This is a genomic window from Corynebacterium sp. Marseille-Q2823, assembly GCF_903645345.1.
Taxonomy (GTDB): domain Bacteria; phylum Actinomycetota; class Actinomycetes; order Mycobacteriales; family Mycobacteriaceae; genus Corynebacterium; species Corynebacterium hiratae.
Genome location: NZ_CAHJXS010000004.1, coordinates 22044 through 34705 on the forward strand (window position 1 = coordinate 22044; position 12662 = coordinate 34705).

The 12662-nt window shown below is 64.5% G+C and carries 10 protein-coding genes; 6 read left to right on the plus strand and 4 right to left on the minus strand.

From position 1 onward, the window contains the following. Positions 1-69 precede the first annotated feature (69 nt). From HWX44_RS05790 to HWX44_RS05800, 3 genes are read right to left on the minus strand one after another with little or no spacing between them, the layout of a single operon-like run. Positions 70-999 (minus strand): S41 family peptidase, encoded by a 930-nt coding sequence (locus tag HWX44_RS05790; protein WP_175973638.1) that lies wholly within the window; start codon positions 997-999, stop codon positions 70-72. Then, positions 996-2396: an FtsX-like permease family protein gene (locus HWX44_RS05795; RefSeq protein WP_175973640.1), complete on the minus strand. Its 1401-nt coding sequence runs from the start codon at positions 2394-2396 to the stop codon at positions 996-998. Before HWX44_RS05795 ends, HWX44_RS05790 begins: the two co-directional genes overlap by 4 nt. Then, a complete protein-coding gene (locus HWX44_RS05800) occupies positions 2393-3079 on the minus strand; it encodes an ABC transporter ATP-binding protein (RefSeq protein WP_049154705.1) in 687 nt (228 codons plus the stop codon). The genes HWX44_RS05795 and HWX44_RS05800 overlap by 4 nt, the downstream gene beginning before the upstream one ends. Before the next feature lie 109 nt (positions 3080-3188). On the opposite strand from HWX44_RS05800, the gene HWX44_RS05805 reads away from it, so the two are divergent. Both HWX44_RS05805 and HWX44_RS05810 read left to right on the plus strand, forming a co-directional pair. Then, the gene (locus HWX44_RS05805) at positions 3189-3881 is read left to right on the plus strand and encodes a sensor histidine kinase (RefSeq protein ID WP_049154704.1); all 693 of its coding nucleotides are present in this window, start codon (positions 3189-3191) and stop codon (positions 3879-3881) included. Positions 3882-3884: 3 nt separating this feature from the next. Further along, positions 3885-4541: a LuxR C-terminal-related transcriptional regulator gene (locus HWX44_RS05810; protein WP_070511133.1), complete on the plus strand. Its 657-nt coding sequence runs from the start codon at positions 3885-3887 to the stop codon at positions 4539-4541. Positions 4542-4598: 57 nt separating this feature from the next. Here HWX44_RS05810 and pabB read toward each other — a convergent pair whose 3' ends face one another. Next, on the minus strand, positions 4599-7235 hold the full coding sequence (gene pabB / locus HWX44_RS05815; RefSeq protein ID WP_254868136.1) for an aminodeoxychorismate synthase component I: 2637 nt from the start codon (positions 7233-7235) through the stop codon (positions 4599-4601). 102 nt (positions 7236-7337) lie between these two features. Between pabB and HWX44_RS05820 the strand changes: the two genes are divergently transcribed. From HWX44_RS05820 to HWX44_RS05835, 4 genes are all read left to right on the plus strand, one after another. Then, on the plus strand, positions 7338-7640 hold the full coding sequence (locus HWX44_RS05820; protein ID WP_010188796.1) for a rhodanese-like domain-containing protein: 303 nt from the start codon (positions 7338-7340) through the stop codon (positions 7638-7640). Between the two features lie 135 nt (positions 7641-7775). Next, a complete protein-coding gene (locus HWX44_RS05825; protein WP_010188794.1) occupies positions 7776-8105 on the plus strand; it encodes a type II toxin-antitoxin system HicB family antitoxin in 330 nt (109 codons plus the stop codon). Between the two features lie 60 nt (positions 8106-8165). Continuing rightward, entirely contained in the window at positions 8166-8642 is a 477-nt protein-coding gene (locus tag HWX44_RS05830; RefSeq protein ID WP_046647188.1) for a MarR family winged helix-turn-helix transcriptional regulator, read from the plus strand. Continuing rightward, positions 8643-12611: a Pls/PosA family non-ribosomal peptide synthetase gene (locus HWX44_RS05835; RefSeq protein ID WP_444843286.1), complete on the plus strand. Its 3969-nt coding sequence runs from the start codon at positions 8643-8645 to the stop codon at positions 12609-12611. The last annotated feature ends 51 nt before the right edge of the window (positions 12612-12662 follow it).

The window sequence follows — 12662 nt, forward strand, 5'->3', positions numbered from 1 at the left end:
TGAACAGCAGCAACGTGCCGACAACGAACCGGGCTGGCTAACGCTGCGGCTTACTAACACTGCAGCTAACTAACTGCAGCGGGAAGCAAGCCATCCGTCGAGCTCGGATTCGGGTGCATCGGGAGCGATGGGATCCTCGGCGAACTCCTCGCCCGTGCGCGCCTTGTCCTTGGCCGTGGTGAGCATGAGCGAGCGGCCGTCCGGATAGTCCAGGACCACGTTGGCGGAGGCGTAGCCGGCGGTCGGCTTGCCAAAGGTCCGTGTGTTGTCCAGCCCGCGGAAGGCCAGGAGGGTGGCTTCGGCGGAGGAGGCGGTCTCGTCGTCGGTGAGCACGGCGACGGGAATGTTCAGCTTGCCGCCCGACGTGGTGGTGGGCGTGCCACCGCCGGTAACGGAATTACCGTCGATGACCACGTCAGAAGTAGTCATTCGGCTGACGAAGGAGAGGGCGGTGCCATCCGGCAGAAGGGGGCTTAAGCCCGCGTACATCGGGCCCATGTCCCCGCCGTCATTGCCGCGCAGATCCACCACGGCGGCACAGGCCTCCGGGTGAGAGGTCAGACCGTGGGCCAAAGTGTCGGCGTAGGCTTGGCCGTCATCGTGGCGGCCGATGGAGGGCACGGTAGCGCGCAAGACGCCATCGTTGAAGTCAACCGAAGGCTCAGCGCTTTCGGCGGCCTTTTCCTTTTCGGTGCTAAAGACTTTGGAGTGCTTGCCACCGGCAGCGTTGATGGCGGCATCGAGGAGCTCAGCGTTCGTGGGGTCCTCCTTGAAGGCCTCACGGGCGCGCTGGAATTCTTCGCTCTCGCCATAGATTCCGGAGATCGCTGCAGTATCCACCATCGCGGTGTTAATGCGCTTCTCGCTGGCATTGAAGAGGAAGTAGGGCTTGCCCAGCAGCGCCCCGCCATAGGAGGGGCCAAAGAAATACACGGCCGCGGCCACAGCAACAAGAGCAACGAGAAAGAGTCCGCCGAAGATTTTCAGTACCGTTTTCATTCTTTTCGACCTCCAGTCCGCAGCACGTAGCCGCGCAGGGGTTCAACAAGGACAATGGCAAGCAGCGTGACCAGCCAGCCTATGGCCAAGAAACCGAAGGCCATGAGCAGACGGCCAAGAACGTCGACATCGCTTTGCTCGACACTGGAGAAGAACATCAGTGAGGCGATCCCACCGCCGAAAAGGAAGCCGAAGAAGCTCAATCCCACCACAGGCCCCATGATGGTCAGGGCACCGGAGCGGAACTGGAAACCGCGCGGCACACCCATGAGATCCAGAGAGCGGATGAGTTCCTTGTCTTCGAAGATGCCGGAGACCTGCCCCAGAATGATGGACATGGTGGTCAGCGTGAAGCCGAAGATGAGGGTTAATAAGACGCCGGTGGAGATGTCCTTAAACACCACGTTCATCCCCGGGTCCTCTTTGAGAACCATGGCCAAGGCATCAGAGCCTAGGGGCGCCGCAACGAGGAAGCCCGCCAAGTAGCCGAAGAACGCGATGGCCGCACTCCGCTTCCACGCCGGGCGCGCATTGCCCGCCACTCGCTGGCAGGCCACGAAGTGCGCGGTGCCAGGAAAGAGAGACATGATGTGTGCGCCGAGCTGCAAGATAAAAGGGGAAATGAGGTTGATGCTCATCACCATGCCAAACATGACCACGATGACCATGGCGGTCGGCGGTCCCGCCTTCCCGGAGAGCAACACACCACCGATACCCGCGATGATGAGGAAGACGATGACGCGCCACCAGCGATAGGCCGCGGGCATCTGGCGCTTGGCCACACCCAGGGGGCTCACGCGCACGCGCTGCATGCCGACGAGTGCCGCACCGATGGCCAACACAAAGAGCACACCGGCCACGGCCAGATAACCCCACCACGGGAGGAGAATCTCGGATACAGCAATAGAACGCATCTGGAAGTCCACCTGCGTAAAGACCGGCGCGATGAGCAGGCTGATCAGCCCGCCCAGCACGATGCCGATGATGGCTTGCAGGCCGGTCTCCACGATGGCCATGCGCTCCACCTGGCGGGAGCTCAACCCCAGAAGGCGCAGGGTGGCCAGGCGCTGCTCCCGGCCGGAGGCGCCGAGGACGGCGGCTTGGGCTGTGAGGTTAAACAGCGCCGGAAGAATGAAGGCGCAGGCCAGCAGGGCCAGGGCAAACCAAGGATAAAGAAAGGCCGTCATCTCGTTACCGAAGGCCTCTTTGAGCGCGGGCGCGGCTTCCTCGACGTGCTGGGCGCGCTCCCAAAACATCCAGGTGCCACCCGCGACGAGGAAGGCAATGGCGGAACCAATGGTCAGGCTCACAATGGCCAGAAGCGAGACGATTCCTGTTCCGGAGCGCGCGCGAATCGATTCGCGCTGCAGGTCAAAGACTAAAGTCGCGGTGTTCATCGGATCACCTCGAGGCGGCGGTCGTCGTGGATGATGCCATCGCGAATCTCCACGCGGCGCTGCATCCAGTCGGCCACCTTCGGGTCGTGCGTGACCATGACCAGGCTGGCACCGGACTGGCGCACGATGGTGGTCAGCATCTGCATGACCTCGTGGCCCGTGGACTGGTCCAGTGCACCGGTGGGCTCGTCGGCGAAAACCACGCCCGGAGAAGCCACCAGCGCACGCGCGATAGTCACGCGCTGCGCCTGTCCACCGGAGACCTGCGCCGGGCGACGCTCCGCCAAACCGCCCAATCCCAGCTGGTCCAGCAGCTGCATCGCGCGCTTGCGCGCAGCACCGCGCGAGACCCCGTTGAGCATCGCGGGCAGCGCTACGTTGTCCACGTTGCTCAGCTCCGGCAGCAACTGGCCGTCCTGGAAGACGAAGCCGAAGTTGCGCAGGCGGAGGCGGGAGCGGGGGCCGTCGCCAAGCGCGGAGAGCTCGTCATCCCCGTAGCGCACGCTGCCGTGCGTGGGGGTCAGCACGCCGGACATGCAGTGCAACAGCGTGGACTTGCCGGAACCAGACGGCCCCATGACCGCCACGAGCTCACCCGGTTCAATGTCGAGGGAGATTCCGGCGAGCACCGGGCCGCCGCCGAAATCCTTGGTGATGTCTGTCAGGGAAAGTGTCTGTGCCATGTCTCTCATTTCACCGTCTCGGGCCCTCATAAAGAACAGTCCTAGCGTTGCTCTTTAAGGTAGTGCCAGCACTACCCCTGCCGCAGGGGCGGGCCACTATGCTGGGCCTGTGTTCCGAAGAAAACCCCAGCCCACCAACCATGAGCAACAGCAGGCGCAGAAAATTGCGCAACTCACGGCCTCGCGCCGCGCCATCGCGGATGCCTATGAGGTGGAGCGCGCCCGCATCGAGCGCGACTTGCACGACGGCGCGCAGCAATACCTCGTGGCCGCGAGCATGAAGTTGGGGGAGGCTCTTCTCGACGCCCCCTCTGACCTCGCCGAGCTTCTCACCGCTGCCAAGCAGGACGTGGACCGCGGCCTGCACTCCCTGCGCGCCACGGTGCACGGCATCCACCCGCAAGTCCTGCAGGATCACGGTTTGGTCGCCGCGCTTGCCGACGTCTCCTCCTCCCACGGCCCCCACGTCAGCGTCTTCGCCCCGCATCCTTTGCCCAAGCTTTCCGCCTCCGTGCTGGCCTGCGGCTACTTCTTCGGCACGGAGGCTTTGACCAACGCGGCCAAGCACGCGCCCGGCGCGCCGGTGTCTGTTTTAGTGATCGCGGATGATTCGCTGCGCATCACCGTGGTGGATGAGGGCCCGGGTGGCGCGCAGGTTGTACAAGGTCACGGCTTGGCGGGGATGGCCGAGCGCCTCGCCGCCTTTGGCGGGGAGATGACGCTGAGCTCTCCCCCGGGCGGGCCCACGAGGCTGGCATGCTCGATTCCACTTCTTCTCGATCGCGGACAGTCAGGAGTTTAAGAAATGAGTTTGAGAATCGTCGTGGCGGATGACTCCGCCATTTTGCGCGAAGGTTTAGCTGGCCTTCTGGAGCGCCGCGGGCATTCAATTGTGGGCCAGGCGGATTCTGCTCCAGCTTTGGAGGCCGTGGTGGATAAGCTGCGCGATGAGCTTCCGGACATCGTCATCACGGACGTGCGCATGCCGCCAGGTATGGGCGATGATGGCTTGAAAGCCGCCGTGAACTTGAGAAATGCATATCCGGGCTTACCCGTCATGGTGCTCTCCCAGTATGTGGCCCCCGCATATGCGGTGGAACTCTTCGACTCCCCCGATGCCGGCACCGGCTACCTTCTGAAGGACCGCGTCTCCGAGGTGCGGGACTTCCTCTCCAGCTTGGACGTGGTGGCCCAGGGCGGCACCGTCATCGACCCCACCGTGGCGCAGGCCCTCATGAGCTCTGGGCGCAGCGGCCTGGGCGAGCTCACCCCGCGCGAGCGCGAGGTCCTCGAGTTGATGTCCCGCGGCAAGTCCAACAAGGACATCGCCACTGATCTCGTCTTGTCTTCCGCTGCGGTGGCCAAGCACGTCTCCAACATCTTCACCAAGCTGCGTCTCGACCCCAGCGAGGACAACCGCCGCGTGAAAGCCATTCTGGAGTACCTCTCAGCGCACCGCTAAAGCCCAAGGCGAGCATCGAATGCTGCTATGAGGCGTTGAGATAGAGCGGGATCGTGCTCATTGGGTTCGCGGAATTGTAGCGCACATACTATCTAGCACGCTGCGCCAGTGCTCAAGGCGTGCGGCGTCGGGTGCCGGCTGCGGCTTCCCGTCGAGCTGCACCACCGGGGTAATCCCGTGCAAGGCGTTGAGGGTCCACAACTCTAGGCCGGCAAGATCGGACAGACCGAGCTTGCGCTTTTCGACGCTCCCCTCTTCTCCCACCGCAGCAACCAGCAGAGACTCAGTGACCGAACGCAGCCGAGGCGCGTCCATCGTGAGCATCGTGTCGCCATCCCAGGCGATGAGCGCTGCGGTGGTGGTTTCGCAGACCACGCCCTCGTCGGAGATGAGCAAGGTATCGTCCTGCTCACGAAGCTCTGAGAACAGCACCAGATTCGGCCCCTTGACATGCGGATATTCCACTGTTGCCGTGGCGCTGTGCAAGCGGGTAGTTTTCCGCTGTTCGGGAAGGGGGCGCAGGCGGAGTGCGAAGCCGCTGGGGCCGGCCTCCAGACGCGGGAACCACCGCCCCCGAGCGGGCAGGTGTTCCTGGACTGCGTGGAGGAAGGATCGAGGGGAGTCCATCCCCAAGGCCTCTGCACCCGCGGTAAAGCGCTCGCAGTGTAGCTCAAAGCCGCGCACCTGGCCCTCTTCAAGACGGAAGGAGTCGATCAGCACGGGCTCGGGAAGCGATGGGACGGGAAGCAGCTCGCCCGCTTCGAAGCGGTAGCAGTGCTCCCCGGGGAAGGCCTGCCCGCAAAGTTTGAGGAGCGGGGCGGACTTATCCACGATCTCCTGCCACTCGGCATCCGGGTCCGAAAGAGCCAGCACCGCTCCACCAACGCCATAATGCAGTCTCCCGGAATGCAGGACGATGCTGCGGATAGTCATAGCGAAATCAGCGCTGCCATCGCAACCGAGATAGCCGATCGCACCGGAGTACACCCCACGCGGCGCGGCCTCGAGCTCACGGATGATCTCCATGGTGCGGACTTTCGGCGCACCGGTCATAGAGCCACCGGGAAAGGTGGAGCGGAGGACGTCGATAAGCGAGGCATCCGGGCACAACCGAGCAGAAACGGTGGAGACCAACTGGTGCACGGTGGCAAAGCTGCGAACCGCGAAGAGTTCTTCGGCATGCACGGTGCCTGGAATCCCCACACGGGTGAGATCGTTGCGCACTAGGTCAACGATCATGAGGTTTTCCGCGTGATCCTTCGGGTTACTGGCCAGGTCCGCCCGCAGCTGTTCATCGGCGGTGGGGTTGTGGCCACGTGGGCGGGTGCCTTTGATCGGCTCCGAGCAGACGACGCCGCCAGACACTTTAAGGAAGCGTTCCGGGGAGGCGCTAGCCACTGCGAGCTCAGGGAGCACCAACAACGAACGCATCGGCGCGGGCACCTGCTGCCGAAGGCGCTGGTAGAGGGCCAGCGGATCGAGATCGGCTGCCGCCTCGAGACTGGTAGTGAGGCAGACTTCGTAGGTCTCACCCGCACTGATGAGCTCTTGGGCGCGGCGGATCTTCTCCTTATAGCTGGCGGCGGTATCGCGGCAGATCAGCGGGCCAATCGCACTGGTGTCGAAACGCCTTTGCTGAACAGGGTTGCCGGCGAGTCCTTCGAGGAGCCGCCAGGTCTGTGCCAGCCAGGAGGCCGCGGATTCCTGGCAAATCAGCTGCACTCTCTGCCCACGGATGGCCACCACGCCTGGCGCGCGGAAGAGACCATGAGGGTGGTGTGTGGGCAAGCCGCCGAGGGCCTCGTAACCCAGATAGCCGAACACACCTGGAACGCCGAGGCACCCCGCGGGGCGGGAAAAGCGAGGGGGCTCCGCTAGTGCTTCCATTCCCACCATTTCTCCCAACGGTGCAATGATCGAAGTGCCCTCGAACTCTAGCAGCGCCCCTTTGCCGCCTAGGACATCGAAGACGTCGAGGGGATCGATGGCGAGTAGGCGCTCCTCCACGTGCAGTGGTGGCAGGGGCGCAACTGAGGGGGTGTCGACTTTGACGTCAGGAGATGCCACCTCGTTTGCTTCGGGACAAGCGATAGCGAGGAAGTTCTCGAACAGCCGGAGGCCATGGTCGCTGCAGATCGATTCCGGGTGGTACTGCACACCCCACCAGCGACGTTCTTCACTACACCCGGCCATGATGAGGCCTTCTGCTGTATGAGCAAGCGCCTTCATACCGGCTGGCAGCTCATCCACCACTAGGGAGTGATAGCGCACCACGTCGTGGCAGGAAGGAATCCCGGCATAGAGCGGGTCCTCGGCGCAGTGGATGCTGCTTACCAGCCCGTGTACAGGTTTCGGCGCCAACACGATCCGCGCGCCGAGGTGCTGGGCCATCGCCTGGAAGCCCAGACACACCCCCAGCACCGGCACCGCAGCACGTTTCAACACCTCAGCACAAAAGCCAATGTCCGCTGCACGCTCAGGGGTTCCCGGCCCCGGTGAGAGAACCACCGCGTGGTAGCCAGTCAGCGGCACGGGCTCGGTGTTAGGGGTGACCGTCACCTCAGCACCTAATCGCACCAGGTAGTCCACGATGTTGAAGGTGAAGGAGTCAAAATTATCCACCACGAGCACTCGAGAACCAAAGAAGCGACCCGTGGGGTCTCCGGGGATAAGCGCGACAGCGCTGGAGTTCATCACCTGAATAAGTGTGGCATAAGGGCGCGCCGGGGCCGAAAGTGCTGCTCACGCTACGGTGCCCCACCAGCCTCACAACCGCGCCCGCGTAAGCTGGTGCGCATGCAGAACGTACAACCCACCGAAGTACCCGAGAACGCCCAGCTCATCGACGTCCGCGAGGACCACGAGTGGAACACCGAGCACGCCCAGGGCGCCACGCACATCCCGATGGGAGACCTAGTCGAGCGTCTCGACGAGATTGACCCGGACCGCGATATCTACGTCATCTGCCATGCAGGCGGGCGCAGCATGCAGGTCTGCCAGTACCTCGAGCAGGCAAAGGGCTGGGACGTCATCAACGTCGAGGGCGGCACGGATGGTTGGAAAGCACAAGGCTGCCCTATGGTTTACCCAAACCACTAGTGGTACCATTTGCGGTACCATACAGGTGTGGTTTCCAAGATAGAAAAGATCCTCACAAAGATGCGGACCTCACGGACAAACGTCCGCTTCTCAGAGCTGCAACTTGTGTGTGACTTCCATTTCTAGGAGCAGATCATGAACCTCGCAGACAAATACACCTACCAAACCGCGTGGTCCGAAGAAGATGGAGAATTCGTTGCCACAGTCCTAGAGTTCCCTTCCCTGTCATGGCTGGACACAACCGCGGCCACCGCAGAAGCCGAGTTGCGCAGCGTCGTCGAAGAAACTCTAGAAGATATGCAACGCAACAATGAACGCATCCCGGAACCATTCGGGCAGCGAAGCTTTTCGGGGAAGTTCAACCTCCGCATACCTCAGTCACTTCACCGAGACCTAACCATCGAAGCAGAACGGGAAGGCGTTTCTCTCAACACACTCATCGTGCAGAAGCTAGCCTCAGCCTGAAACTAATGGGCCACAACCCATGATTTAAGTTTGCCACCTTAGGCGCGTAGTATCGTCGGCATGCCTTCATTGAATTCTGTATCCATTCCGACCGCGCTCTTGGAGTCCCCCTCCTTCCAGCTGGAGCGCCTCCGCCGCCGCACCCGCGAAGGCGTCGAGGCCGCGCTGCAAACGCAGCAAACCACCCTGCGCGAGTACTGGGTGCTCACCTGCCTCGTTGCGGAGACCGCGTCCTCCCAGTCCGCACTGTCGGAGACCTTGGCCATCGACGCCTCCGACATGGTGCGCCTGCTCGATTCCCTGGAGTCCCGCAACTGGGTTAAGCGCGAGCGCGATGCCAAAGATCGCCGCCGCCAAATCATTGCCTCCACCAAGAAGGGCGTGAAAGCCCACAAGGAGCTTGCCGTCCTGGTGTCGAAGGCCGAGGACGAAGCCCTCGACGAATCCACCAACAAGCAGCTCAAGCATCTGCGCAAGCTGGCCGCCGCCATCATCGCGGCGGACGCACCCGCTGATACCGAAAGCGGTGATGCTTAAATGACAGAGCCCGAAAACCTTCCTAGTACCGGGGGCCGCCACGCCCTCCGCACCGATGAGCCCGAGACCCCGGCGATGCCCGAGGTCCCCGAGCACTACCTCCTCGGCGACGAGGCCGCCCCCGCGCGCACCTTGTGGGACATCGTTAAGACCGCCGCTGGGCACTCCCCCGAGGCCGCGGCCCTCGACGACGGTGAGATCCTCACCTACGCCGAGCTGCTTGCCGACGTCTCCGCATGGGCCACCGAGCTCCACGCCAGCGGTGTGCGCCGCGGCGACCGCATCGGCATCCGCATGACCTCCGGCAAGCGCGAGCTCTACCTGGCCATCCTGGCCACACTCGCCGCCGGCGCGGCCTACGTGCCGGTCGACGCCGACGACCCCGATGAGCGCGCCGAGATGGTCTTCGGCGAAGCCGACATCGACGGTGTCTTCACCGATGAGGGCTTCCGCATGCTGCGCGAGGCGCGGCGCACGTCCGATGACAAGGGCGGTGGAGACGGCGCGCTTTTCGACGAGCCACGCCCCGAAGACACCGCGTGGATCATCTTCACCTCCGGATCGACGGGCAAGCCCAAAGGCGTGGCCGTGAGCCACCGTTCCGCGGCCGCCTTCGTGGACGCCGAAGCTGCCCTCTTTTTGGCGGATAGCCCGCACGGCCCCCTCGGCCCGGACGACCGCGTCCTAGCCGGCCTGTCCGTGGCCTTCGACGCCTCCTGCGAGGAAATGTGGCTGGCCTGGGGCCACGGCGCCTGCCTGGTCCCGGCCCCGCGCTCCCTGGTGCGCTCCGGCATGGACTTAGGCCCCTGGCTCATCCGCCGCGACATCACGGTGGTCTCCACCGTGCCCACCTTGGCCGGCCTCTGGCCCGCCGAGGCCCTGGACAACATCCGCCTCCTCATCGTCGGCGGCGAAGCCTGCTCCCAGGAGCTCACGGACCGCCTGGCCACCGAGGACCGCGAGATGTGGAATACCTACGGCCCCACCGAGGCCACCGTCGTGGCCTGCGCGCAGCGCCTGCTGCCAGGCAGGCCCGTATCGATTGGGTTGCCGCTGAAGGGTTGGGATCTGGTGGTCGTCGACAAGCACGGCGTCCCCGTGAACATCGGTGAGGTGGGCGAGCTCGTCATCGGTGGTGTGGGCCTGGCCGCCTACCTGGACCCGGTGAAGGATGCGGAGAAATACGCGCCGCTGGAGTCCCTGGGTTGGGAGCGCGCCTACCGCACCGGCGACCACGTGCGCCTGGAAGAGGACGGCCTGTATTTTGTGGGCCGCGTCGATGACCAGGTCAAGATTGGTGGCCGCCGCATCGAGCTCGGTGAGGTGGAGGCCAACGTCGCCGCCTTGCCGAACGTGTATAACTCCGCCGTGGCCGTGCAGAAGACGCCGGGCGGAGAGTCCGTGCTCGTCGGCTACGTCTCCCTGGATGACCCGGATGCCGGGTTCGACCACGAAGCGGCACACGCCCGCCTAGCGGAGACCATGCCGGCAGCGCTCGTCCCGCGCATCTGCGTCATGGATGAGCTGCCGATTCGCACCTCCGGCAAGGTGGATAAGAAGGCCCTGCCGTGGCCGCTGCCGGGAGTGGGCGTGGAGGCAGACGGCCTCAACCCCACCGAGCAGTGGCTGGCGGAGCTGTGGGTGGACACCCTGGGGGTGTCCGTCGAGGACGTCAACGCAGACTTCTTCTCCCTCGGCGGCACCTCGCTGGCCGCGGCGACCTTGGTCGGCCGCATCCGCGAGCGCTTCCCCACCGTGGCCGTGCGCGATCTGTACGACCACCCGCGCCTAGGATCCCTGGCGGAGCAGCTTGCTGGTGCCGAGTCCGTCGAAGACGCCGGGCCTGCCCGCGAGGTCAAGCCCGTCGGCGCTGGCACGCGCATCGCGCAAACACTCATCCAGCTGCCCATCATGACGCTGGCCGCCACGACGTGGCTGGCCTGGCTGCTGCTGGGCTCAAACCTGGCGAACCTGCTGGGTGTGGAGTGGGCCATGACCACCCCGTGGTGGCTGGTCATCCTTCTCCTCGTCATCTTTGTCACCCCCATCGGCCGCATCCCCAGCGGTGGTTTCGGCGCGCGGCTGATCACCGCCGGTATTAAGCCCGGCGAGTACCCGCGCGGGGGCTCCACGCACCTGCGTATTTGGGCAGCGGAGCGCTGGGCGGATGCTTCTGGTTCGCGCTCGATCGCGGGCGCTACGTGGGTCAACAACTATGCCCGCGCGCTGGGAGTGAAGATGGGCCGCGGAGTGGACCTGCACTCGCTGCCGCCTGTGACGGGTCTGCTGACCTTGGGCAAGCACGCCGCGATTGAGCCCGAGGTCGATCTCTCCGGCTACTGGCTCGACGGCGATATCCTGCACGTCGGCGCCATTGAGGTCAAGGAAGGCGCTCGCGTGGGCGCGCGCTCGACGCTGCTCCCAGGCACCGTCGTGGGCAAGGATGCCCACGTCGAGGCTGGCTCCACCGTCACTGGGCGCAAGAAGATCAAGGACGGCCAGCGTTGGTCCGGCTCTCCTGCCAAGAAGGTGGGCCGCTCCAAGCACCGCTTCCCGTCGCATGCCCCGAAGCGCCGCCCGTGGTGGGTAGCCATCTACGGCGCTACCTCTATCTTGCTGGCCTTCCAGCCCATCGTGGCGCTGGCCGTGGGCGCTGCCGTGGTCGTTGCCCTCATCGCGGTGACCGACGGTTCCCCTTACGTCGGCTCTATCTTCTTCGCTCCGCTCGGTGCCCTGGCGGCGTTTGCCACCTTCATGCTGCAAACCTGGCTGGGCGTGCGCATCCTCTCGCTGGGTATCAAGCCCGGTGTGGCACCGGTGCGCTCCGCCAAGGGCTGGCGCCTGTGGGCCATCGAGCGCCTTATGGACGAGGCCCGCACGCAGCTCTTCCCCATCTACGCCTCGCAGCTCACCCCGGCGTGGCTGCGTTCGCTGGGTGCAACGATTGGCAAGGACGTGGAGATTTCCACGGCCGTCATGGTGCCCAAGCTCACCGAGGTCAAGGACGGCGCCTTCTTGGCGGATGACACCATGATCGGCGGCTATGAGCTCGGCGGCGGTTGGATGCTCACGGGTGAGACCAAGGTGGGCAAGCGTTCCTTCGTGGGCAACTCCGGAATCACGGGTCCGGGCCGCAAGCTGTCCAAGAACTCGCTGGTGGCCGTGCTGTCCTCGACGCCGAAGAAGACCAAGTCCGGTGCCAACTGGTGGGGTTCCCCGCCGGAGCGCATGCGCCGCGTGGAGGCCCACGTGGACGGTGTGGAGGGCGAGTCCCTCACCTACAACCCGGGCTTTGGGGTCAAGGCCGCGCGTGGTGCGATTGAGACCATGCGCCTGCTGGCGCCGATGACCTCGGCCATGCTGCTGGCGGGCACGTTGGCGACGCTTTACGCGCTTGCCGACGCCCTCAGCATCGCCGCCGCCTGGGCCCTCGGCGGTGTCATCCTCATGGTGGTCGGCGCCATCGCGATGGCGATCACCGTGGCGGTCAAGTGGATCTGCGTGGGCACGCAGACCGCCGGCGACCACCCGCTGTGGTCCGCCTTCGTGTGGCTCAACGAGCTGCAGGACACCTTCGTAGAGGCGGTCGCCGCCCCGTGGTTCTTCACCCACACCTATGGCATGGGTGAGATCAACCAGGGCCTGCGCGCGCTGGGCGTGACGATTGGCCGCGGCGCGTGGATTGATTCTTATTGGTTCCCGGAGACGGACTTGTGCTTCGTGGGCGAAGGCGCTTCTGTCGGCCCCGGCACCGTGGTGCAAACGCACCTCTTCCAGGACCGCGTCATGAGCCTAGATACCGTCACCATCAAGGCCGGCGCCACCCTGGGCTCGCATTCGGTGGCGCTGCCTGCTTCAGTCATCGGCAGCGTGGCCACCGTCGGCCCCGGCTCGCTGGTCATGCGCGGCGACCAAGTCCCGAGCAACTCCGAGTGGCAGGGCAACCCGATTGAGCCCTGGAAACACTAGGTAGGCAAAGAAAGGAGGCGGCAGGATTTCCTGCCGCCTCTTCTCTTTATG

Excerpts from the sequence above, each read along its gene's own strand:
- HWX44_RS05790 (WP_175973638.1), bottom strand. The coding sequence starts at position 999 with ATGAAAACGGTACTGAAAATCTTCGGCGGACTCTTTCTCGTTGCTCTT.
- HWX44_RS05835 (WP_444843286.1), top strand. The coding sequence starts at position 8,643 with ATGACAGAGCCCGAAAACCTTCCTAGTACCGGGGGCCGCCACGCCCTC.
- HWX44_RS05830 (WP_046647188.1), top strand. The coding sequence starts at position 8,166 with ATGCCTTCATTGAATTCTGTATCCATTCCGACCGCGCTCTTGGAGTCC.
- pabB (WP_254868136.1), bottom strand. The coding sequence starts at position 7,235 with ATGAACTCCAGCGCTGTCGCGCTTATCCCCGGAGACCCCACGGGTCGC.
- HWX44_RS05795 (WP_175973640.1), bottom strand. The coding sequence starts at position 2,396 with ATGAACACCGCGACTTTAGTCTTTGACCTGCAGCGCGAATCGATTCGC.
- HWX44_RS05800 (WP_049154705.1), bottom strand. The coding sequence starts at position 3,079 with ATGGCACAGACACTTTCCCTGACAGACATCACCAAGGATTTCGGCGGC.
- HWX44_RS05825 (WP_010188794.1), top strand. The coding sequence starts at position 7,776 with ATGAACCTCGCAGACAAATACACCTACCAAACCGCGTGGTCCGAAGAA.
- HWX44_RS05820 (WP_010188796.1), top strand. The coding sequence starts at position 7,338 with ATGCAGAACGTACAACCCACCGAAGTACCCGAGAACGCCCAGCTCATC.
- HWX44_RS05810 (WP_070511133.1), top strand. The coding sequence starts at position 3,885 with ATGAGTTTGAGAATCGTCGTGGCGGATGACTCCGCCATTTTGCGCGAA.